This is a genomic window from Micromonospora sp. NPDC053740 (assembly GCF_040677775.1).
Lineage (GTDB): Bacteria > Actinomycetota > Actinomycetes > Mycobacteriales > Micromonosporaceae > Micromonospora > Micromonospora alfalfae.
Window position 1 is genome coordinate 421,369 of the sequence record NZ_JBFASO010000001.1, and the last position, 23,154, is coordinate 444,522.

The following is a 23,154-nucleotide window of genomic DNA, read 5'->3' on the forward strand; positions in this document are numbered from 1 at the left end:
CAGGTCAGAGCAGACCGCCGGTGATACCCAGCAGTCCGTGATCGGACGAGGCGTGTGAGTCGCCGAGCACGCCATCGGTGACCCCACCGGTCACGTCACCGACAGTGTCGGTGACACCGGGGAGGAGGCTGTCCACCTGGTGCGTCACGCCGCCCACCGTCGACGGCACGTCGAGCGGCGGGACCCCGCCGACGACACCGTCGCCGTGCCCGAGGCCCAGCCCGTTGAGGGTGTCGTCGACACCCAGCGAGCTGACGACCCCGCCGAGCTGACCGTGGGTGCCGGAGAGGACACCACCGGTCAGGTCGCCGCCGATCAGGTTCGAGTCAGTGACGCCGAGCAGACCGCTCGGGTCGCCCACGGTGCCGGTCACGTCACCGAGCACCGGGTCCGCGATCGCGTCCACGGGCTGCACCACGTCGGCGTCGAGGGTGTGCGCCACGTCGGAGACGCCGGCCAGGTCGGTGTCGAGGCCGGACGGACCGACGCCCAGACCGATGCCCGGCAGCACGGTGACCCCGGCGGCGGCGGTCGACGGGTCGACCGCGATGGCGCCGAGCACGCCGGCCTTGACGTCCACGCCACTGGGCGAGCTGGTGACGCTGATCTGCTGCGCCACGCTCTGCAACTGACCCACCACGTCGGTGGTGTCGGTGAGCAGCGGGTCCAGGCCGAGCTGCCCGACCGGCGAGGCCAACGGCGCGAGGCCCGCACCCGGCGCGTAGTCGACGACCAGCGGTACGACGTCCTGCACGTCCGCAGCGGTGATGTCGGTGAGCCCGGCGCCCCGCAGCGCACCCTCGGGGTCGAGGTCGAAGGCCGACCGCGCGTCCGGGTTCGTCAGTAGGTCGAGCACGAAGTCGTGGAGCGTCTGCTGCGAGTCCATGTGCCGGTTCTCCTCGGATGTGGCATTGGCGGGTGTCGTACGTCGACAGTGACGACGCTATTGCCGGGAGTCGCCCCCGGGCATCGGGGCTGAGCCCGCATCCGGGCCGGTTGAACTAGGGGCTCCGCCACCTCGTACGTTAGGGGGATAGGGGGAAACCGTCCCGGCGAGATTAGGGTCCCGACCAGGGACTGATCTCTGGTACGAACGTAGGAGCCCGCGGGGTTCGCCGGGGGTGGGTCGTCGGGGCAGCCGACGCCATCGCCACCAACCGGCAGACTCACGGGGAGAGACAGAGACGATGCCGTACGTCCTGGGGATAGACATCGGAAGCAGCAACACGGCCGCCGCCGTCGCACGGCGACGCGGCGCGACCTGGACCCGTCCCGAGGCCGTCCCGCTGAGCGCCGACTCACCCCTCATGCCGTCGGTGTTGTGCCTGGCCGAGGACGGTTCGCTGCGCGTCGGCGAGCCCGTGACCGACGACGGCAGCCGCACCACCCGGGACTTCGTCCACCGGATCGGCGACGACGTGCCGGTGCTGCTCGGCGGCGAGCCGTGCGCCCCGCAGACGCTGACCGCCGAGCTGGCGGCATGGGTGGTGGAGCGGGTCCACGCCCTGGAGGGCGGGGCTGCCGAGGCGATAGTGCTCAGCCACCCGGCGGGGTGGCGCCCCTACCGACGGGAGGTGCTGCACCGGGCCCTGTCGGACCTCGGCCTACGACACGTGACGTTGCTGCCCCGCACTGTCACCGTCGCCGAGAGCCACGCCGCTCGCGGGTTCGCGGGCAGCACCGCAGTGGTCTACGCCCTGGGAGGCAACAGTTTCGAGGCCGCTCTGGTGCGCCGCACCCCGCGCGGCACGTACGAGACGTTCGGCACCCCACAGGGTCTCGACTCGATCGGCGGCGCCGACTTCGACGAGGCGCTCGCCGAGCACACGCGTACCGTGCTGGCCCGGGAGTTGGCAGCGACCGGGCGTCGCGGGGCACAGGTCGCGCTGCGCGGACTGCGCGCGGAGTGTGACCGGGTCAAGCGGGTGCTGACCGTCGACCTCACTGCCGACGTGGTGCTGACCCTGCCGAGCGGCCCGGCGCGGGTGCCGGTGACCCGGGCACAGTTCGAGGCCATGATCCGCCCGACGGTGCAGGCCACCGTCGACCTCCTGCTCCGGGCCGTACGCAGCGCCGACCTGACTCCGGCGCAACTCGACGGCGTTCTGCTGGCCGGCGGCTCCACCCGGGTCCCGCTCGTGAACGAGCTGATCGGCGCGGCCCTCCCGGTGCCCGTCGAGGTGGAGCCCGACGCACAGTTGACCGCCGCCACCGGGGCGGCGATGGCCGCCTGCCAGGTGGTGTCACCACGCCCTCGCCAGCCGCCGCCGGCCCGCGTGCCGGCCCCGGTCAGCGGCGCCGGGCGGCCCACGATCCCGGCGCCACGCCGAACCCATCACACCGTTCCGGGCGATCCGCCACCGCGGCCGCCGGTTCGGGTCCTCCCACTGGAACTGCCGAAGCCGTCCCGCCTGGCGCTGGCCCGTGGCCGCGGACGCGAAGGATAACCCCGATGATCATGAATGACCTCGCCGCACCAGGGTTGACCCTGGACAAGGGGTTGCAGGCGCTACTGGACACTGCCGCGCAGGATCCGACCGGCCCCCTCGCCGTCGGCGTCGCCGGCCCGGCCGGTCACGGAAAGACCGCGCTCCTCGCCGAGCTGGAACGCATTCACCAGCGTGCCGGGATCGCCGTCCGCACCGCCGCCCCAGAGCCGGATGAGCAGGTCGACCCCGACGCCGTGCTGCTGGTCGACGACGCGCACCTGCTCGACGACGCACGGACCGAAGCGCTGCTGCGTCTTGTCGCGGGCCGGCGACACCGGGTGGTGGTCGCCCACCGCCCGTGGCCCCGGTCAGCGGCGTTCAGTGAGCTGGTCGACGCCCTGCGACGCGACGGGCAGGCCGTACTGCTCACGCCGTTCACCCGGGAGCAGACCGCCGCCCACCTCGCCACCACACCCGAGCTGGGCCGCCCCGCCGACCTGGTCGACTTCGTCCACACGCAGACCGCCGGCGTACCCCGGGACGTGGAACGGCTGGCCCGTGGCCTGGCCGGGGCGGAGACCCGGGCCGGCACTGTGGACCCACCCCGCTCCGTCATCCTCGAATTCGGGCCGGACCTGGACGTTCAGCCAGCCGCGGTACGACGGCTGCTGCTCGCTGTCGCGGCCGGCGGGGCGCTGCCGGTGAGCATGCTCGGCGCGCTGCTGGGCCGGGACCCGGCCGGAGTAGACGAACTGATCGCCACGACAAGGGCGGCCGGGCTGCTCGGCGCTGACGGCCGGCTCGCACCGATCGTCCGGCGGGCCGTCGCGACACTCAGCCCCACCACCGAGCGGACAGCGGTCTGGCGGCGGCTCACCGAGTTGCAGCTCGCCAGAGGCGGCGCGGTGCTGCCGTTGGTCCGCTCCCTGCTCGCGGTCGGCGCGCTCGGCGACTGCCCGGCCGCGACCCTGGCCGCCGCGGCGGACGAGGCGCTGGCCGACGAGCCGGCGTTCGCCGCCGAGCTGTTCGCGGCGGCCACGGCTGCCGGACAGGCGCCCAACGCGCGGCAGGCGCTCGCCGCCGCGCTCGCCGGTGACCTCGACGACGCGCTTCGGCTGGCGGACCGACTCCTGGCCACTGCCGCTCCCCCGGAGCGCTCCGAGGCGGCGGTGGTCGCCGCCACCGCCCTGGCCCACCGTGGTCACGTCGGCCGCAGCGTCGAGCTGTTCCGGTGGTCGGGCACCGCCTCGGCGGCGGCGTTCGCCATCGTCGGCGGGCTGGCCACCGGAGACCCGGCCGCCAGCACCGAGTCACCGGCCGGTGACCCGGCGGGCGAACCCCCGACACTGCACGCCAGCGCCGCCCGACTGATGGCCAACGGTGTACGGGAGAGCGTGACCGGCTCGCCGACCGCGGCGCTCTCCGCGCTCGTGCAGGCTGCCGCACTGCTGGAGCCGGACGGCCGGGCGGCGCTGCTGCCGGACAGCCCGGCGGCCCTCGCCGCGTTGACGGCTGTGCACTGCGGTGAGCTGGAAATCGCCGAGCGGGTGCTGCACCGTGCCCTGGGCGCCGGTGTCGGCGGCCCGCTGATGGCCCGCCGCCACCGGCTGTTGCAGGCCTGGATCCTGATGGTCCGTGGCGAGATCCACGCCGCCGGCGAGCGGCTCGCCACTGTGACGCTCGACGGGCGGCCACTGGAGTCACGCGACCAGCTCTTCGCCGCCGCGATCCGGATGGGCATCGGACGGCGCAACAGTGACCTCGGGGCGCTCAAGCGGGGTTGGGGGCAGGCGCTGGAGGCCGTGGTGCGGCACCCCGTCGACCTGTTCACCCTGCTGCCGCTGGGTGAGCTGGCCATCGCCGGCGCGCGGCTGGGTGACCTGGCCCGACTGGAGCCGTACCTGCACCAGGGGCGTGCGCTGCTCGACCGCCTCGGCAACCCGCCCCTGTGGAGTGTGCCGCTGCACTGGAGCGGGCTGCACGCCGCCATCCTGACCGGCGAGCCGACGATCGCCGACGAACACGTCACGGCGTTGCTCGCCGTCGCTGGTCACAGTCGGTACGCGGCAGTGGTCGCCGCCGCCGCGGAGAGCTGGGTGGAGGTGCTGCGGGGGGACGTCGACCCGACCCGGGTGGAGGCCGCCGCGCGCGGGCTGCACGACACCGGGTTGTGCTGGGACGGTGCCCGCCTCGCCGGGCAGGCCGCCATCCGCACCGCGGACCGGCGGGCGATGACCACCCTGCTGGAGTGCGCCCGAGCGTTGCAGGGACGGCCCTCCGGTGGGCAGAGCGGGCAGACACCGACGACCGGTGCGAGCACGGCACGGGTCGCCGGGCCCACGCAGCACGGTCTCAGCGACCGCGAGTACGAGGTCGCCGAGCTGGTGCTGGCCGGGTTGACCTACCGGGAGATCGGCGATCGGCTGTTCATCTCGGCCAAGACCGTCGAACACCACGTGGCGCGGATGCGTAACCGGCTCAACTGCGCCAACCGCGCCGAGCTGCTGGCGCTGCTGCGCACCCTCGTCGCCGACCGGGCCAGCGACACGGCCGGGCAACCGTGGCCACAGCGGGCGACCCGATGACCCGCAACGACGTTCGGCTGATCCGGACCAGGCTGGCAGTGCTCGCCGCCGTGCTGATCACGCTCTGGTCGTACGCGGCCTACGTGTCCTGCCAGGACGCCGTCGACCTGCTGCGCGTCCGGGCACTTGCGGACACGCTGGGCCAGCCCATCGACCGCCTGGTTCTGAGCCTCCAGACGGAACGCCGGATCACCGCCGAGACGATCGCCGGGGCGGGGCAGACGACGCCCGCGCTGGTCGGGGCCCGCGAAGGCACCGACCGGGCCGCCGCCGAGATCCGCGAATTCACCAAGGGCCGCGACCTTCGGCTGCTCAGCGCCCGCACCGTCCGCGACCGGGCCGGCGAACTGGTCCGACGGCTCGACGGCCTGGGCACGACCCGATCCCAGGTGGACACCGGGCGGCTCGACCAGGGCGCGGCGGTCGACGGGTACGACGAGGTCATCGACGTCGCCTTCCGGGTGTACGGCCCGGAGTGGGGTGCGTACGAGAGCGGGTTGGCGGCCGACACCCGAGCGGTGATCGCGCTGGCCCGCGCCCGGGAGTTGCTCGCCCGGGAGGACACGGTGGTCAGCGCGGGCCTGACCGGCGCACGACTCGGCGCCGACGAGCGGCGCCGGCTGACCGCACTGGTCAACATCCAGCGGTACGCGCGCACCGAGGCCGCGGCCGGGCTTGCTCCCGACGGCCAGGCCGAGCATCAGCGCCTCGCGGCCGGCCCCGAGTTCGCGGCTCTGCGCGCCCTGGAGGACCGGCTGCTGCTCCAGGCCGGCACCGCCAACGCCCTGGCCGGTCTCACCGTCCAGGACTGGCGGGCCGCGGCGGACGCCGCCCTCGGCGCGCTGCAGGCACTGGTGACGAACACCGCCCGCAGCAGCGTCGAGCGGGCCACCCCCGGTGCCGCGGTGCTCATCGCGCGTACCGGGGCCGTCGTGGGGCTCGGTCTCATCGTCGTGCTGGTGCTCCTGCTGAGCTGGGCGGGCACCGTCCGACGCCTGACCGACGAACTGACAAGGACCGACGCGGACCTCCCGACGCCGGTGCCGGACACGCCGGCCCCGGCCCAGGAACCGGCGACGCCGGGGGGTGACGCCGAGCGGGAGCTGTTCCTGGGGCTGACCCGACGCAACCAGGTCCTGTTACGCGACCAGCTCAGCCTGCTGGACGGGATGCAACGTCGGGAGCGGTCCACCGAGGAGACCGGCGAACTGTTCCAACTCGACCACCTCACCACCCGGGTCCGCCGCAACGTGGAGAAACTGATCACCCTGGCCGGCGCGACACCCGCCCGCCGCTGGCGACGCCCGGTGGCGCTGCTCGACGTGGCGCGCGGCGCGGTCGCCGAGGTGCCGGACTACCACCGGGTCCTGATCGCGCCGCACTGGCCGTGGTCGCTCGCGGGGCCGGCCGTCACTGACGTCATCCACCTGCTGGCGGAGCTGATCGAGAACGCGCTGGCCTTCTCCGGGGCGGACACCACCGTCCGGGTCAGCGGCGAACAGCGACCGCAGGGGTGTGCCGTCCTCGTCGTCGACGACGGGCCCGGCCTGGACGTCGCCGCGCTGGCCGAGGCGAACCACCTGCTCGGCAATCCGCCACCGGACGGCCCGCCCGCGGGCCGCGCCGGCTGGTACGCCGCCGCCGTCCTGGCCGGCCGCTGCGGTGCCCACGTCTCGCTGCGCCCCAGCCGGCGCGGCGGGACCGCCGCCGTCGTGCTCCTACCCTCACGGCTGATCACGGTCACCGGCACCGGCCGCGCACCGGCCAGCGCACCACCCGGCACCCCGTACCCACCGGCCCGCACCGGCGCCGACCTGACCGACCCCAACGGCAACGGCGCGCTGCCGACGCGGGTCCGCCACCCCGGGCCGACCGGCCCGGAACACGGCAGGACCAGCCTCGACACGGTCGAGATGCCAGTCACCAGAACAGCAAGGAGACAACAATGACGTCTGCAGTGGTCACCGAGGACGGCCTGACCGACGCCCTGAACGACCTGGTCGACCGGGTGCACGGCGCGGAGTTCGCCGTGGTGCTCTCACCGGACGGGCTGCCGCTCGGCGGCTCGCGGCGGGTGGGGGCGAAGCTGGCCGAGCAGATCTCCGGCGTGGTCGCCGGCCTGATCGCGTTGGGGCTGGCCGCCACCCGGACCTGTGACGCGGGTCGGCTGCGTCAGGTCGTGGTGCAGATGTCGCGAGCGTTCCTGTTCATCGCCACCATCCCGAACGGGACCATCCTCACCGTGCGGATCGCCGGTGACGACGTCGAGGTCGGTGACATGGCGTACGAGGTGGCGCTCTTCGTGGGGCAGGCCGAGCAGCACCTGCCGATCACGCTGGGCCCGGCCTCCTCGGTGACGATCGGGGACACTGGTGCACACCAGCGGCACCACTGACGAGGCGTGGTACGACGACGACGCGGGCCCGGTCGCCCGGCCCTACACGATGACCGGGGGGCGCACCGCGCCCGCACGCGGCCAGTTCGACCTGATCTCGCTGGTCGTCGCCCGGAGGGGGGTCACGCCTCCCACATCACTCTTCCCCGAACAGGCGCGGATCGTCGAGCTGTGTCACCATCCAGTGTCGGTGGCCGAGGTTGGTGCAGAGTTGGATCTTCCGCTGGGGACGGTCCGGGTGCTGCTCGGTGACCTGCTCGCGGCCGGGCTGATCGAGACGCACGAACCGCCGATGCTGTCGGAGCTGCCGACCGAGGATCTGCTCGAGGCGATACTCGTCGGGCTGCGCGGATTGTGACCGGGCAGGTGCCACCCGCGATCCCAACGGATCGTGGGCGCGCACCCGGCGACGAACTGAAGGAGAGACTGGCAGTGCCGGCAACACCACCCCAGCCACGCCGTACCGTGGCGATCATCCTGCTGGATCGGGTCGTGGCCCTCGTCACGGCCGCACGGCGGGTGCTCACCGGTCGGGAGGACGTCTCGCGGGCCACCTGGGTGGCCGTCGTCGCGGCGCTCGGGGTGCTGATCGCGACGTGCGTCTCCGTCGTCGGGGTGCTGCGTACGCCGGAGAAGCTGACGCCGGTGACCCTCGATCCGCCGCCGTCGGTCGGGCAGGTGGGCGCGTCGCCGTCCACTACCCCCCGCGCGCAGGCGCGACCGGCGCTCACCAGCCCGGCGGTGACCGCTCCCCCGTCCGCCTCGGCTTCGTCGGTCCCACCGGTCGTGGCGTCGTCGACCCGACCCACACCGACCGGCGCTACCACCGAACCCACCCCGGCCGCCCTGGGGGCGGACTTCGCCATCACGGACAACGCCCTGCTCAGCTACGGCGCGACGGTGACGATCAGCAATCCCGGTTCGGTCCCGGCGTCGGGGTGGACGCTGGTGGTCACCCTGCCCCGGGAGTCGTTGGGGATCAGCGGCGTGGAGGGGGCGCAGGCCAGCCGGGACGGTGCGGTGTGGACGTTCGTGCCGGACCCGAACACCGGTCAGGTGCCCGGCAGCGCCTCGGTCCGGGTGACGTTCCGGGTCAATGGATCGTTGACCGGTTCCGCCCCGAAGGCGTGCACTGTCGACGGGGTCGCCTGCGCCGGCCTGCCGAGCTGATCTTTGTTCTCCCCCACGCTCCCCCGGTAGGGGTTTCCCCACCCCCAGATCATGGGTCGCCGTGTGGTCCGGGAACGTCGCCTCGACCAGGCTTTCCTCATGGGAAACAGCGATGGGACCCCCGCTCGCGGGCTGGTCGTCGAAGTGCTCGACGTGACGAAGGCCTATGCCGGCGGGGGCGGTGTCCGGGCGTTGGACGGGGTTTCGGTCGGGTTCGAGGCCGGTTCGTTCTGCGCGGTGATGGGTCCGTCGGGCTCGGGGAAGTCAACGCTCCTGCACTGCGCGGCGGGCCTGGATCGGCCGGACAGCGGCCGGGTGCTCCTCGCCGGACAGGACATCGGCCGGCTGCGTGAACCCCGACTCACCGAGGCCCGGCGACAGCGGGTCGGATTCGTCTTCCAGTCGTACAACCTGATGGACTCGCTGTCGGTCTGGCACAACATCCTGCTCCCGCAACGACTGGCCGGGGTGCGCCCGGACCAGGGTTGGGCCCGGGAGGTGATCCACCGTGTCGGGCTCACCGGGCGTGAGAACGACCGACCCGGCCGGCTGTCCGGCGGTCAGCGACAGCGGGTCGCACTCGCCCGTGCGCTCGCCGGCCGGCCGGAGGTCATCTTCGCCGACGAGCCGACCGGCGCGCTGGATCTGTCGACCGGCCGAGAGGTGCTCGGGTTGCTGCGTGAGGCAGTGGACCAGACGGGCACGACTGTCGTGATGGTGACGCACGATCCGGCCGCCGCGGCGTGGGCGGACCGCGCGGTGTTCCTGGCCGATGGACGAATCGTCTCGGAACTCGCCGACCCGACGGCCGAGAAGGTCGCTGCGCAGATGATGGCGGTGACCCTCCGATGATCCGGCTCGCTCTCGGCAGCCTGCGCCAGCACCGCGGCGCCTACGCCGGCACGTTCTTCGCCGCGCTGCTGGCCGTGGCCCTGTTCGTCGGCGGTGGCCTGCTGCTCGCCTCCGTGCTCACGGCGAAGCCGCCGGCCAACCGGTTCGCGGCAGCGCCGATCGTCGTCTCGGGCGACCGCGACGTCACCCTCGAGAAGGTCACCACCAAGCAGAAGAAGGACAAGTCCAAGGTCAAGCGCAAGGTCAAGTCCGAGCGTCTGACCGGGGCCGGCTCGCTGCCGGTCGACCTCGCCGGCCGACTCGGCGACCTTCCGGGTGTCGCGGCGGCGGTCGCGGACGTCGCCTTTCCGGTCCAGGCGAGCACGCCGGACGGACGCCCGTTGCGCGGAGCCGACGGTGCCCCGGTGATCGGCCACGGGTGGGCCTCCGCGGCGCTGACGCCGTACCTGTTGCGCAGCGGTGCGGCCCCCGGTCGGGGTGAGGTGGCCATTGACGCCGATCTCGCCAGACGGTCGGGCACCTTGGTGGGCGGGCATCTCATGGTCACCACCAGGACCGGTGTGCGCACGATGGTCGTGTCCGGTGTCGTGGCGCCGTCCGGTCGGGACGGGCTGCCCGCCCAGGGCGCGCTGTTCGTCGCCGACGGCGAGGTGGCGATGGTTTCCGGGCTGCCCGGTCCGACTGCGGTGGCCGTTCTCGCCGGAGCGGGCGCCGACCCGGTCGCGCTCGGCGACGCCGTCGGGCAGGTGGCCGGCGACCACGAGGTGCTCACCGGGGCCGACCGCGTCCGGGCCGACCTGCCCGGTGCTCTGCCGGACTACATCGGCCCAATCTCGATCTTCGGTTTCGTCATCGGCATCACGGCGTTCGCGGCCGTCTTCGTCCTCACCGGCACTGTGACGCTTGGCGTCCGCCAGCGGCTGCGCGAGCTGGCTCTGCTGCGCACCGCTGGCGCGACCCCCGGTCAGCTGCGCCGCCTCCTCGGCGTGGAGAGCCTCCTGCTCGCCGGGGCCGCCGCGTTGCCCGGCGCGCCGCTGGGCGTGGTGTTCGCCCACGTGGTGGCCGCCCGATTCCGGGAGTTGGGCGCGGTGCCGGCCCAGTTCGTCGTACGGACCAACGTGATCGTGATCGTCGTGGCCGCGGTGGCCGGGATGGTGGTGACCTTCGTCGGTGCCCGGGTCGCCGGCCGTCGCGCGGTGCGGATCGCCCCGACGCAGGCACTCGCCGAGACCGCCAACGCACCCACTGGTGGGCTGGTCCCGCGGATCGCCGTCGCGGCGGTGACCACCGCCGGAGCGATCGCCCTGCTGGTCTTCGTGCCGCTCGACGGGCCCCTCGGCATGGGCATGAGTTTCGTGTCGTCCGCCCTGCTGCTGTGCACGGTCGCGGCCCTCGGCCCGTCGCTGGTCCGGGCGCTGACGACACCTGTGTCCCGCGTCGTCGGCGTCGGCGGGCCGACCGGCTGGCTGGCCGGTCTGGTCACCCGGGCAGAGCGGCGAAGGGTCGCGGCGGTCGCCGTCCCGCTCGTGCTCATGTTCGCGCTCAACGCCACCATGCTGCTCAACAGTGCCCTCCTGGGTCAGCTGGCCGGGCAGGAGCAGGAGGAGCGGACGTCCGCCGCGACGGCACAGGTGACGGCACCCGGCGGCCTTCCGCTCGACACCGTCGAACGGCTCGTCGCACTGGACGGGGTGACCGGTGCGGCGGCGACGCTGCCGACCCGAGCGATCGTGGAGCAGGGTGGCAAGCCCGAGGACTTCGCCAGCCAGGGTCTGCTGGTCGCCGGCACCGAGTCGGCGCTCGACCTCGATCTGCGTGCCGGGACGCTGCCGGGCACGGGCGCGTTCGCCGCCAGCGCGTACGTGACCGACCAGTACGGCTGGCGGGTGGGCGACGACGTGCGGGTCTGGCTTGCCGACGGCCACCAGGTCGACCTCCGCCTGGCCGGGGTGTTTGCCCGGGCCCGTGGCTTCGGCGACCTGGTTCTGCCGGCGGAGCTGGTGGCGGCACACGACCCGCGCGGATTGGTCAACACGGTTGGGCTGCGCTACTCCGGCGACGTGCCGGACCGGATCGCCGCGTCGTGGCCCGGACTGCGGTTGACTCCCGCGCTCGGTGCGGCGCCAGCCGGTGACGCGCAGAACCAGCAGGGTGCGTGGGAACTCATGGTGGTCATCTCCCTCGGCTTCACGGCGGTCGCCGTCGTCAACACCTTCGCCATCGCCACTGCGGCGCGCCGCCGCGAATTCGCCGATCTGCGGCTGGCCGGTGCGACGACAGGGCAGCTGCACCGTCTCGTCGACCGCGAGGCGATGATCACGGTTGCCGTCGGGCTGGTGCTCGGCGCACTCGTCACCGCGATCGTGGTCGGCGCGTTCAGCTCGGCGCAGGACGGCACCTTGCGGGTTGTCGTCGACGCCGGCACGTACGTGGGGTTACTCGGCGGTGTGGCGGCGCTCGGGCTGGTCGCGGGCGTCGTACCGGCCCGGGTTCTGTTGCGCCGACGCGGCCTGCCGGCCCTGAGCGACGGGCGCTGACGGTGGTGCCGGCCGGAACGCCGCTCGGGCTCGTCCTCGGGGTCATCCGGGGCCGGGTCCGGCCGGCGGTCCGGAGCGGTGCCGTCGGTAGGATCGCCGCGATGATCCGCACCACGGCTTCGGCGCTGGCATACCTGCTCAGCAGCCTCGTCGCGGGCGTCGTAGGCCTCGGCTGGAGCCTGGCTTCCACCATTGGGGTCGGCCTGCTGGCGATCACGCAGCTCGGCGGCCCGGCCTTCCTTGGCGCGACCTGGGTGACCCGACGCCTCGCGGACCTGGAGCGTCGCCGGGCGGGTTGGGTGCTCGGCGGCGCGATCGCGGCACCGTACCTGCCGATTGAGGGTGCCACCGTCCGGCAGCGGGTCCGTGCGGTCGCCGTGCAGCCCGCCACCTGGCGCGACCTGGCCTGGCTGGTCACGGTCTTCCCGCTGGGCCTGGCGGGCGGGATCGCCGCCATCGTGGTCACTGTCGTCGATCTCGCCGCCATCGTGGCGCCGCTGTGGGCCTGGGCGGTGCCGAACCCGCACGCGCCGTTCCCGATGCGTCCGCTCATGACGACGGTGCCGGGTCGGTTCGGCCTGACCGTGCTCGGCGTGCTGTTGTTACCGGTCACCGCGTGGTTGCTGCGGACCGCCGGGCGGGCCCAGGCCCGCACCGCCCGAGGCTTACTGGCGCCCGGCGCACACAGGCAGTTGGTCGAGGAGGCCGCACGCCTCGCGCAGACCCGCCGTCGGGTCGTCGACGCCCAGGCCGCGGAGCTGCGTCGGATCGAGCGGGACCTGCACGACGGCGCCCAGGCCCGGATCGTGGCGGCCGGCATGACGCTGGCGTTGGCGTCCCGCAAGCTGCCGAGCGGCGCGACCGCCGCGTCCGATGTGGATCTTGCCCGCCGGCAACTCGACGACGCCCTCACCGAGCTACGCCGACTGGTGCGTGGCATCCACCCGCCGATCCTCACCGATCGAGGGCTGCACGCCGCTGTCGCCGCCCTGGCCGGCGACAGCCCGCTCGCCGTGGAGGTCCGGGGCGACCCGGAGGAGCGGTATCCACCAGCGGTCGAATCGGCGGCCTACTTCGTCATCGCGGAGGGTCTCGCCAACGCGGGCAAGCACGCCGAGGCCCGGACCTGCGTCGTCACCCTCGTCCGAGGCGCCGGTACGGTCACCGTCACGCTCACCGACGACGGCCAGGGCGGCGCCGACCCGGCCGGGTCCGGACTCGACGGCCTGCGCCGCCGTGTCGAGGCACTCGACGGCCGGCTCACCATCACCAGTCCACTCGGCGGTCCCACCGTCCTGTCCGCGGAGCTGCCCTACTGATGCGCATCGTGATCGCAGAGGACCTGCTACTGCTTCGAGACGGCCTGGTGCGGCTGCTGACCGACACCGGTCACACCGTCGTAGCCGCCGTCGACACCGCGCCCGCCCTGCTGGCCGCTGTCACCGAGCACCGGCCCGACCTGTCCATCGTCGACGTACGGCTGCCGCCCGGGTTCCGGGACGAAGGGCTCCGCGCCGCCCTGACGCTGCGCGCCAAGGACCCGGACACGAAGGTGCTCATCGTCTCCCAGTACGTCGAACGGGCCTACGCCGTGGAACTGCTCGCCGACGGCCGGGGCGGTGTCGGTTACCTTCTCAAGGACCGGGTCACCGCACTCGACGACTTCCTCGACGCGGTGACGCGGGTAGCCAACGGGGGCACCGCCCTCGACCCCGAGGTGGTGCGCCAGCTGTTCACCCGCAACAGCCGTAACCACGGCATCGACGGGCTCACCGCACGGGAACGGGAGGTACTCGGCCTCATGGCCCAGGGCCTGTCCAACGCGGCCATCTGCGCGGCGCTCGTCCTGGCGCCGGTGTCGGTGGAGAAGCACATCACCAACATCTTCGCCAAGCTCGACCTGCCGCCTGCCGAGGACGCCAACCGACGTGTCCGCGCGGTCCTCGCCTACCTCAATCACTAGAGATGCCGGGACGCATCGATCGAACGCGTACACCCGGCGTTCCGGCGACCGCCATGCTTGATTGATCATCAGTTCGGGCGTGCTTCGTAGCGTCGCGACCATGACTGTCCTACCCGCATCACCGTCACCTCGCCGCGCCGGGGCACGCCTGGGCACCCGGGCCGCCGCCGTCACCGCCGCTCTCGCCATCACCGGCGCTGCCGCCGCGGTCGCCGTCGCGACCTCGTCGCCCGCCACCGCGGAGCCGGGCAACGTCGTCGTCTCGGAGAACTTCTCGGCCGGGTCGCTGCCCGCCGGTTGGCACGCTGTCGACGGCACCTGGAAGGTCGAGAACGGTCGACTGTACGGAACCTCCGCCAGCTCCAGCGAGAACAACAAAATCACCTTCGGTCGGCACCTGAACGACTTCCGCCTCGAGGCGACCATGCGCTTCGAGGCGGTCTCGGCCGCCACCCGCTGGGCCTCGCTCGGCATCGACGTCCCCGCCAGTGGAGCGACCCCCTGGTGGATCGCCACCATGCGCAGCGGCACCACCGCCGCCAACGGGCTCGAATTCGCCCAGCGGACCACTGCCGACGCCTGGGTCGTGACGAACACCGCCTCCGCCCCGTCCGCCGCCGGCACCGGCCGGGACGTGCGCGTCGCCGTCGAGGTGCACGGCAACCAGGCCCGCTGGATCTTCGACGGGCGGGAGGCCATGCGGACCAGCAGCCTCCAGCGTTCCACCGACGGCGTCCAGGGGCTCTTCGTCAACGGCGCGACAGTGTCGTACGACGACGTCACGGTCACCGAGCTGCCGCCGAACGGCTATCTCCGCCCCGAGGGCAGCCCGTTCACAGTGATCGCCCACCGTGGCGCGTCCGCCGCCGCCCCGGAGAACACCCTCGTCGCCCAGGAGATCGCCCGCAGGGGCGGCGCCGACTGGATCGAGAACGACGTCCAGCCGAGCAAGGACGGCATCCCGTTCATCCTGCACGACGGCACCGTCGACCGGACCACCGACGGCGCCGGCAACATCCGGGACCTGACCGCCGCGCAGATCAAGGCCCTCGACGCCGGCTCCTGGTTCGGCCCGCAGTACGTCGGCGAGCGGGTGCCCACCCTCGCGGAGCAGCTCGCTGACCTGCGGACGCGGGGTGGCAACCTGCTCGTGGAGATCAAGGGCAAGCACACCCGCGACGAGGTCGCCAGGATCATCCAGGTGATCCGGGACGAGCAGATGATGGGCCGGGTGTTCATCCAGAGCTTCGAGGTGGACGCCCTGAAGTACACCTACGAGATCGCCCCCGAGCTGCCGCTCGGTCTGCTCCGCAGCACCCTGGACGCCGATCCGGTGGCGCTCGCGAAGGAGCTGCACCTGACCGCGTACAACCCGGACGGCAACGCGCTGCTGGCCAAGCCGGAGGTCGTCGCCCCGCTGCACGCCGCCGGGGTCGCCGTGATGGCCTGGACGATGGACTCCGCCGGCCTGTGGCAGCGGCTGGAGCGGATCGGCGCCGACGCGATCATCACCAACCGGGCGGCGGAGCTGGTCGGCTGGAACTCGGCGTTCGTCCAGCGGGCCTCCGCCGATCCGACCGTGCAGATCACCTCGCCGGCCAACGGGGCTCGGCTGGACCGGGCGCAGTCGCCGGTGATCGCGGTCGCCGCGACCAACGCGGACACCGTCACCGTGACGCTGGACGGTAAGAAGTCAGCCGCCGGGCGCAAGCTCGACCTGGCCAAGCTGACCGCCGGACGGCACACCATCACCACCGAGGCGACCGGGCCCGAGGGCATCGCCACCGCGACCAGCACCTTCACCGTGACGGTGAGCCAGGCTGGCCTCGGCCACCTGATCCTCACCTCGGGTGCGGACCCGGCCGCCGTCACGGCGCTGACCATCAAGCTGGCCCACGCCCAGTACGCCGAGCTGGCCACCTACGCCGACCGGCAGGCCGGCAAGCTGGTGCCGGCGGAGGTCGCCAGCGTCATCGCCGCCGACGCCCGCACCCTCGCTCTGAAGTAGCGGGCTGGAAGGGTGGCGCTGGTCCGATCGGGCCAGCGCCACCCCGAGTTCTCAGTGGGTGGAGACCGGCGACTCGGCACGCTCGCCCTGCTGTCGCACCAGCGGCAGCGCCGGGGCCAACGCCAGCGCCATGCACAGGCCGCCGATGGGAAGCAGGTCGAGGGTGACCACAGGCAGGACGACGCCGGTGAGGAGCAGCGGCACACTCCACCACGGCAGCCGCCGTCGGGCCGCGAGCATCCCCGCGAGGACGAGCAGACCGAGGAAGAAGAGCTGGGGTACGACGTCGTAGAAGGCCACCTCCACGCCGGGAATGTCCTTGAATTCCGCGCCGAGCCTCGACATCTCCGCCCGATCCTCAGCCAGCAGCCCCTCGACGATGTCCGCGCCGAACTGCACCATCGTCGCGGCGAGGCCGACAAACGTGCCGGCCACCACCCCGGTGCGCCACGGACTGCGGGGCAGCAGACGGGACAGCGCGAGCACACCCGGGACGAAGCACACCATGCCGGCGAGGGCGACCAGGTGGGCGGCCTGCCAGTCGAGCCCGGGGCCGTACACCCCGTCGGATCTTGCCCACAGCCGGACCAGACCGTAGGCCACGATGCCGACCGGTCCGGCGATCACGTAGAGCGCAGCGCGTTTCATGTCAGCCAGCATGTGGCCGCCGACGCCGGCCGACCTCCGGGAGCTCCCCTCGGGTCGCCCTGGCTTTGGTCTCAGGTCTTCCACCGATCCACCCCGAGACCCGGGCTCAGCGTTCGCTGTTGAGGGGGCGTGCCCCCGCCCGGACCACGTGGTCGTCGGTGCCGGCCTCCCGGAATCACCCTCGGCCAGCCGCGCCCGCCAGCCGGCGGTTTTGTCACACAACTGTCACAGCGCCTTGCAGTGACCGCCAACCCGGCACAGCACGGTGAGAAGGAGCCGAAGGCGACGGAGGGGGGTACGGCAATGGCGACGCCGGTGCTGCCCGCGAGGGCCACGCTGCCGCTGGTCGAGGTTCGCGTCACCGAACTCGATCTGGCCTGTCTGCCGGAGGTGGGCGCGGTGTTCGACCGACTGCTGGCACTGCGCCCCGCACAGGTCGTGCTCGACCTCTCCGACTGCCAGCACCTCGACGCCGCCGCCATCGGCCTGCTGCTCGACGTGCACCGGCGGCTGACTCGCGCCGACGCGGCCCTCACCGTCCGCGACCCGAACCCCCGGGTCCGGCGCATCCTGCACATCACCCGCGTGGATCAGGTGCTCCCGATCGCGAGCGAGGGGAGGTCGTCTGGACCCTGGTGGCCGAGCACGGCTGGAGCGGCTCCCCCTTCGCCACCGGGCCGCACCGCTGCCCGCACTGCAGCCTCCTGCCCGCCTCCTCCGGTGGCCAGGCCGTGGCAGTTCCCCGCTGAGGGAACGGGGCGAGCGGACCGGGTGGCGAGCATGTTTCATGCTGGAGTAATGATTCGTTTCGTACTGAATGTGCTGTGGCTCGTCTTCGGTGGTGGCCTCGTGCTGGCCGTCGGCTACGGCATCGCCGCGCTGATCTGCTTCGTCCTGGTCATCACCATCCCGTTCGGCGTCGCGTCGCTGCGCCTCGCGGTCTACTCACTGTGGCCCTTCGGCCGCACGGTGGTGCCCAAGCCGGGCGCGGGCGTCGGGTCCGGCCTGGCGAACATCCTCTGGGTCGTGCTGGCCGGCTGGTGGCTCGCGCTCTCCCACATCCTCGCCGGCATCGCCCTCTGCATAACGATCATCGGGATCCCGTTCGGCATCGCCAACTTCAAGCTCGTACCGGCCGCCTTCTGGCCCCTCGGCCGCGAGGTCGTCGACGTGCCCTGAACACGGAAAACGGGAGGCACTCGGCCTCCCGCCACTTCTAACTTATACCGCACTGGGGGGCTTGCGGCAAGACCCCGTTTATGACGCAGAATCGTCGGCCGAGACCAAATTCTGCCGAAATGGAAGTCATGAATTGGATTCCTTGCCCACCTCAGTGTTCGACCTTCCCGATCACCTCGCCGCCAAGGCCGACCCGGCGCTCATCACCCAGGACGAGCGGCACTTCACGGCCATGGCGCAGAGCCTCGCGCAGCTGAACGCCGAACTGTCCGACCGCCTGGACACCGCACGTCGTGCGCCCGGCGGCAAGGGCCGGCAGGCCGTCGACCGCGACGACGAGGTCCGCCGGCTGACCGCCCGCCTGCGCTCGCTGAGCCGCTACGGGCTGGACCTCTGCCTCGGCCACCTGGTCGAGGCCGACCACAGCGAGCCGGTGTACGTCGGGCGTCGCGGTCTCACCGACAGCACGGGCCGGCGGCTGCTGCTCGACTGGCGCTCACCCGCCGCCGAGCCGTTCTTCGGCGCGACCCACGCCAACCCGATGGGCCTGGCGAGCCGCCGCCGCTACCGCTGGACCCGCGGCCGGATCAGCGACTACTGGGACGAGGTGTTCACAGCGGACGGGTTCGTCGGGCACGCTGTCTCGCTCGACGACCAGTCCGCCTTCATCGCCAGCCTGGGCAGCGCCCGGTCGGCGCGGATGCGCGACGTGCTCAGCACGATCCAGGCCGACCAGGACGCCATCATCCGGGCGGGCTCGGCCGGTGCCCTCGTGGTCGACGGCGGTCCGGGCACCGGTAAGACAGTCGTCGCCCTGCACCGCACCGCGTACCTGCTCTACTCCGACCCCCGCCTCGGTCAACGCCGGGGTGGGGTGCTCTTCGTGGGGCCGCACCAGCCCTACCTGGCCTACGTCGCCGATGTCCTGCCCAGCCTCGGCGAGGAGGACGTGCAGACCTGCACCCTGCGCGACCTCGTTCCCGAGGGGGCCACGGCAACCGTCGACACCGACCCGGACGTGGCCCGGCTGAAGTCCTCGGCCGAGCTGGTCAAAGCGATCGACGCGGCGGTCCGGTTCTACGAGGACCCACCGACCGCCCCGATGACGGTCCCGGTCGGCGACTCCGACGTCCGCCTGAGCGCCGACGACTGGGCCGACGCGTTCCAGACGCCGGGTCCGGGCACCCCGCACAACGAGGCGCGCGAGGAGATCTGGGAGGGGTTGCTCACCATCCTCATCGACAGGTACGACGGCGAGGAGCCGGACGCCGTGCTCCGCGACTCGCTGCTGCGTAACCGGGAGCTGCGGGCGACGGTAAACAGAGCCTGGCCGTTGCTCGACGCGGCTGATCTCGTGGGTGACCTGTGGTCGGTGCCCGCGTACCTGCGCAGGTGCGCGCCGTGGCTCAGCCCGGCGGAGGTCCGCAAGCTGCAGCGCGACGAGCCCCGGGCCTGGACCGTGTCCGACCTGCCGCTGCTCGACGCGGCGCGGCAGCGGCTGGGCGACGCGGAGAGGGCGGGGCGCACCCGTCGGCGTGACCCGGCCGCCGCTGTCGAACGCGAGCACATGGCCAGGGTCGTCGACGAGCTGCTCGCGGCCGACACCTACGACGACGGCGAGGGCCTGCTGGCGATGCTGCGCCAACCCGACCTGCGCGAGGTCCTGGTCGACGAGTCGGCGCTGGCGGACGCCGACCCGGACCTGCTGGCCGGCCCGTTCGCGCACATCGTCGTCGACGAGGCGCAGGAGCTGACCGACGCCCAGTGGCAGATGCTGCTGACGCGCTGCCCGTCGCGCAGCTTCACCATCGTGGGAGACCGCGCGCAGGCCCGGCACGGGTTCGCCGAGTCGTGGCAGGAACGCCTCAAGCGGGTCGGGCTGGACCGGGTCACGGTGGCCTCGTTGACCATCAACTACCGGACGCCGGCGGAGGTCATGGCGGAGGCCGAGCCGGTGATCCGGGCCGTGCTCCCCGACGCCAACGTGCCGACCTCCATCCGGGGCAACGGGCTGCCCGTCGCGCACGGATCGGTCGCCGACCTGGGTTCTATCCTGGACACCTGGTTGACGGCCCACGCCGAAGGGATCGCCTGCGTGATCGGCGACCCGACGTTCCCGCCGACGTCCCGGGTCCGGTCACTGAGCCCGGAGCAGGCCAAGGGCCTCGAATTCGACCTGGTCGTCCTCGTCGACCCGGAGACGTTCGGCACCGGCATCGAGGGTGCGGTCGACCGCTACGTCGCGATGACCCGGGCCACCCAGCAGCTCGTGCTCCTGACCAGCGGCTGAGGGTGTAACGTCGCGCTCTTCGGCTGCCGCGCCGCCGGAGTCCGCGAAGGCGCATCCCCATGACGCAACCCACGCCCCCACGGCGTCGACTCGACGCCGCGCTGGCCCATCTCGCCATCACCTTCCGTGGGATGACCGCCCACCCCGACGACGGCAACTGCGAGTGCCACTGGGGCAGCGCGGAAGAACTTGCCCTGCTCAAGACCCCGGACGTCGAGCTGGACCCGGACCTGCTGCGCCGTACCTACTGGGCCGGCGACTGGGATTTCCCCGCGGCCATGCTGCGGCGGATCCTGCCCCAACTCGCCACGGCCCTGGTAAGCGGCGAGGTGGAGCGCCTGAGCAGCATGGACCATGCGGGGCGTGCGTTCGCGCTCGGCCGCTGGCAGGAGTGGCCCACCGAGCAGTCGACGGCGATCCGCGAGTTCCTGGACGCCTGGTGGGTCGTCACGGTCACCGACCCGGACGCCGAGGTGCCGCCGCACTCGGTACTGGCCATGCTCGTGGAAGCCTCTGGCGTGCTCGACCGTTGGCTCGACGCCTGGGCGACGGCAACCAGTCCCCTGGCGAACCAGCGGCTCGCCGAGGCTTTCGGGGAGTGGGAGTACGACCTGCTCTGCGAAGATCTGCCGTGGAGCACCTGGGAACTCACTGGCGACGAGCAGGAGAGTCTCCGCGCGGAGCTCACCGCCTGGCTGCTCCAGCACGCCCCGGCCCGGCTGCGGATGATCGGCGCCGACCCGAAGCGGCTGCACCGGATCAGACTGCTCGGTCTCGCCGGCCCGGCCCGCTGGGACGACCCGCACTGGCCGGACCTCGGCCTCTGACCGGGCCGTCCCACCGCTCATCCCACAGGGCCGCGCCGAGGCGGCCCTGGTGGGATGCCTGGAACTAGTTGCCCAACGTGACGTGGAGAATTCTCTCGTTGCTGTTGTTCGGGGTGCTGTCCTTGTCGCCGACGTTGGTGGTGGTCAGCCACAGGCCGCCGTCGGGAGCCGGCTCCACAGTCCGCAGCCGACCGTAGGTGCCGCTGAAGTACGTCTGCACGTTCGTCAGGCTGCTGCCGCTGATCACCGCGCGGTACATCCGAGCGCCTCGGGCGCAGGCCACGTAGAGCGCGTCGCGCACGATGGTGATGCCGGAACAGGACCCCTCGGCAGTGGGATAGGTGCGCGCCGGCGCGATGAACCCGGCCGTACCGCAGCTGCCACTGGTGCCCTCGCACGCCGGCCAGCCGTAGTCTCCGCCCTTGGTGATCAGGTTGGTCTCGTCCATCACCGAGTTGCCGAACTCCTGCTCCCACAGCCGGCCCTGCGAGTCGAACGCCAGCCCCTGCGGGTTGCGGTGGCCGTAGCTCCACACGTAGTTGCCGAACGGGTTGTCCGAGGGGACGGTGCCGTCCGGGTTGAGCCGCAGGATCTTGCCTTCGAGGCTGGACCGGTCCTGGGCGTAGTTGCCGTTCTGGGCGTCGCCGGTGCTCGCGTACAGCTTGCCGTCCGGGCCGAACCGCAGGCGACCGCCGTCGTGGTACTTGTTCCGCCGGATGCCGCTGAGCAGGACCTGCTCGCTGGCGGTGTTGAGTCGCCCGTTCTCCAACCTGATCCGGACGATGCGGTTGTCGCTCGGCGAGGTGTGCATGATGTACAGCCAGCGGTCGCTGGAGTAACCGGCCGAGATGGCGAGCCCCAACAGGCCACCCTCACCGTCGGTGCTCTGCACGTTCGGCACCGTGCCCAGGTTGGTCTTGGCCCCGGTGGTCGGGTTGAGCTGGATGATGTCGTGCGCGTCGCGGCGGTTGTAGAGCACGCTGCCGTCGGGCAACGTCACCAGACCCCACGGGATGTCGGTGTCGGTGGTGACCTGCCGCACCCCGCACACCGGGCTGGCGCACGCCGCGCCGGTGGTCACCGTCGCGGCGCCGCTGCGCGACGAGGCGTTGTCCTGCGCGTCCCGAGCCACCACGTAGTACTGGTAGGAGGTGTTCGCCGTCAGACCGCTGTCGGTGAACGTGGTCGCGGGCGGCGCGCCGGTGACCGTTCCCACCTTCGCGCCAGCCCGGTAGATGTCGTACGCCCGTACCCCGATGTTGTCGGTCGACGCGGCCCAGCGCAGCGTCACAGTGGTGCCCGACGCGGTGCCCGTGAGCTGCTGCGGCGCCGTCGGTGGCTGGCTGTCGGCCTGACAGGGCGGCGGAGTGATCGACACGGTGGCGCTCGCCTGCGACACGTTGCCGGCGGCGTCGCGGGCGTTGACGTACAGGCCCCAGGTAGCCCCGGCGACCACTGTCAAGTTGGCGGAGAGCGTCGTGCCGCTCACCGACGTCATCAACTGGCCGTCGTGGTAGATGTCGTAGAAGGCCACCGCGACGTTGTCAGTCGAGGCGTTCCACGCGAACGTGACCGAGTTGCAGGTCAGGCCGCTGACCCGTGGGCTACCCGGCGCCGTCGGCGGTTGACTGTCGGCGCTGCCGAAGGACGTCGTCCACCGCTGGTTGGACTGCCCGTTGCAGGTCCAGAGACCGACTGTGGTGCTGTTGGCGGTGCCCGCGCCGGACACGTCCAGACACAGGCCGGACTGCACCCCGACGATGGTCCCTGAGCTGGTGATCCGCCAGCGTTGGTTGGCGCCGCCGGTGCAGCCGTTGATCCGCACCGCGGCCGGGGCGGTGGTGTCCTGGCCGACAACGTCCAGGCACATCGTGTCGTCGTAGACCCGCAGCTCACCACCTGAGGTGAAGGTCCACGCCTGGTTGGCCTGACCGTTGCAGTCGTAGATGTTGATGCCGGCACCGGCGGTTCTGACGTTGCCGACCACGTCCAGGCAACGACCGCTGGCCACACCGACGACTGTCGACGGTGCCGCGGCGGCCGCCGGCACACCGACGGCCAGGCTCAGCAGCGTCACCGCCGCCGTCGCCACCGGCAACAGCCGCCGTCGTGGGCGTAGTGGGCTTCTCCGCGCGATGACTCGCATCCGTCCTCCAGGCTCCGGGCATCGACCGGCCCGACCAGACGAGAAGCGCCCGACCACGCCGAACAGACACATCGACCATCAAAGATGCGTTGGGCGTACATGTCAAACGATGTCCCCCGATCGGG

The 23,154-nt window shown here is 72.3% G+C and carries 17 protein-coding genes and 2 pseudogenes; 16 read left to right on the plus strand and 3 right to left on the minus strand.

What is annotated here, in order from left to right; all coding sequences use genetic code 11:
- Nucleotides 1–4 precede the first annotated feature (4 nt).
- Nucleotides 5–886: an IniB N-terminal domain-containing protein gene (locus AB0K35_RS01845; protein ID WP_145795845.1), complete on the minus strand. Its 882-nt coding sequence runs from the start codon at nt 884–886 to the stop codon at nt 5–7.
- A gap of 301 nt (nt 887–1,187) precedes the next feature.
- Here AB0K35_RS01845 and AB0K35_RS01850 point away from each other — a divergent pair, with 301 nt between their 5' ends.
- The 11 genes from AB0K35_RS01850 (at nt 1,188) to AB0K35_RS01900 (ending at nt 15,939) form a co-directional block, all read left to right on the plus strand.
- Complete coding sequence (locus AB0K35_RS01850; RefSeq protein WP_357360052.1) at nt 1,188–2,447, plus strand: Hsp70 family protein; 1,260 nt, start codon at nt 1,188–1,190, stop codon at nt 2,445–2,447.
- Nucleotides 2,448–2,452: 5 nt separating this feature from the next.
- The gene (locus tag AB0K35_RS01855) at nt 2,453–5,014 is read left to right on the plus strand and encodes a LuxR C-terminal-related transcriptional regulator (protein ID WP_363883012.1); all 2,562 of its coding nucleotides are present in this window, start codon (nt 2,453–2,455) and stop codon (nt 5,012–5,014) included.
- Nucleotides 5,011–6,963 carry a nitrate- and nitrite sensing domain-containing protein gene (locus AB0K35_RS01860; RefSeq protein ID WP_363883015.1) on the plus strand — a complete coding sequence of 651 codons (1,953 nt, stop codon included), beginning with the start codon at nt 5,011–5,013 and terminating at the stop codon, nt 6,961–6,963. Before AB0K35_RS01855 ends, AB0K35_RS01860 begins: the two co-directional genes overlap by 4 nt.
- Nucleotides 6,960–7,409, plus strand: a complete 450-nt coding sequence (locus tag AB0K35_RS01865) for a roadblock/LC7 domain-containing protein (protein WP_145795838.1) — start codon at nt 6,960–6,962, stop codon at nt 7,407–7,409. The genes AB0K35_RS01860 and AB0K35_RS01865 overlap by 4 nt, the downstream gene beginning before the upstream one ends.
- Nucleotides 7,387–7,767 (plus strand): DUF742 domain-containing protein, encoded by a 381-nt coding sequence (locus AB0K35_RS01870; RefSeq protein WP_124773772.1) that lies wholly within the window; start codon nt 7,387–7,389, stop codon nt 7,765–7,767. The genes AB0K35_RS01865 and AB0K35_RS01870 overlap by 23 nt, the downstream gene beginning before the upstream one ends.
- Before the next feature lie 74 nt (nt 7,768–7,841).
- Nucleotides 7,842–8,579, plus strand: a complete 738-nt coding sequence (locus tag AB0K35_RS01875; RefSeq protein ID WP_238667687.1) for a cellulose binding domain-containing protein — start codon at nt 7,842–7,844, stop codon at nt 8,577–8,579.
- Between the two features lie 99 nt (nt 8,580–8,678).
- On the plus strand, nt 8,679–9,431 hold the full coding sequence (locus AB0K35_RS01880; protein WP_238667688.1) for an ABC transporter ATP-binding protein: 753 nt from the start codon (nt 8,679–8,681) through the stop codon (nt 9,429–9,431).
- Nucleotides 9,428–11,968 (plus strand): ABC transporter permease, encoded by a 2,541-nt coding sequence (locus AB0K35_RS01885; RefSeq protein WP_363883021.1) that lies wholly within the window; start codon nt 9,428–9,430, stop codon nt 11,966–11,968. The genes AB0K35_RS01880 and AB0K35_RS01885 overlap by 4 nt, the downstream gene beginning before the upstream one ends.
- A gap of 101 nt (nt 11,969–12,069) precedes the next feature.
- Nucleotides 12,070–13,287, plus strand: coding sequence for a sensor histidine kinase (locus tag AB0K35_RS01890; protein WP_238667690.1), 1,218 nt, complete (start codon nt 12,070–12,072; stop codon nt 13,285–13,287).
- The gene (locus tag AB0K35_RS01895) at nt 13,287–13,931 is read left to right on the plus strand and encodes a response regulator transcription factor (protein ID WP_238667691.1); all 645 of its coding nucleotides are present in this window, start codon (nt 13,287–13,289) and stop codon (nt 13,929–13,931) included. Before AB0K35_RS01890 ends, AB0K35_RS01895 begins: the two co-directional genes overlap by 1 nt.
- 100 nt (nt 13,932–14,031) lie before the next feature.
- Entirely contained in the window at nt 14,032–15,939 is a 1,908-nt protein-coding gene (locus AB0K35_RS01900; protein WP_363883026.1) for a glycerophosphodiester phosphodiesterase family protein, read from the plus strand.
- A 51-nt stretch (nt 15,940–15,990) separates the two neighbouring features.
- Here the strand turns inward: AB0K35_RS01900 and AB0K35_RS01905 are convergent, their stop codons facing one another.
- A complete protein-coding gene (locus AB0K35_RS01905; RefSeq protein ID WP_363883029.1) occupies nt 15,991–16,587 on the minus strand; it encodes a hypothetical protein in 597 nt (198 codons plus the stop codon).
- 303 nt (nt 16,588–16,890) lie between these two features.
- Between AB0K35_RS01905 and AB0K35_RS01910 the strand changes: the two are divergent.
- The 5 genes and pseudogenes from AB0K35_RS01910 to AB0K35_RS01930 all read left to right on the plus strand — a co-directional run.
- Nucleotides 16,891–17,136 (plus strand): annotated as a pseudogene (locus AB0K35_RS01910) (STAS domain-containing protein); the annotation flags it as partial.
- A 68-nt stretch (nt 17,137–17,204) separates the two neighbouring features.
- Nucleotides 17,205–17,288, plus strand: a pseudogene (locus AB0K35_RS01915) (anti-sigma factor antagonist); the annotation flags it as partial.
- Nucleotides 17,289–17,385: 97 nt separating this feature from the next.
- Entirely contained in the window at nt 17,386–17,766 is a 381-nt protein-coding gene (locus tag AB0K35_RS01920) for a YccF domain-containing protein (protein WP_238668138.1), read from the plus strand.
- Between the two features lie 142 nt (nt 17,767–17,908).
- Nucleotides 17,909–20,056 (plus strand): RNA polymerase recycling motor ATPase HelR, encoded by a 2,148-nt coding sequence (gene helR, locus AB0K35_RS01925; RefSeq protein ID WP_238667694.1) that lies wholly within the window; start codon nt 17,909–17,911, stop codon nt 20,054–20,056.
- 59 nt (nt 20,057–20,115) lie between these two features.
- Nucleotides 20,116–20,883, plus strand: a complete 768-nt coding sequence (locus tag AB0K35_RS01930; RefSeq protein WP_238667695.1) for a hypothetical protein — start codon at nt 20,116–20,118, stop codon at nt 20,881–20,883.
- A gap of 64 nt (nt 20,884–20,947) precedes the next feature.
- Here AB0K35_RS01930 and AB0K35_RS01935 read toward each other — a convergent pair whose 3' ends face one another.
- Nucleotides 20,948–23,029, minus strand: a complete 2,082-nt coding sequence (locus AB0K35_RS01935; protein WP_363883032.1) for a PQQ-dependent sugar dehydrogenase — start codon at nt 23,027–23,029, stop codon at nt 20,948–20,950.
- Between the last annotated feature and the right edge of the window lie 125 nt (nt 23,030–23,154).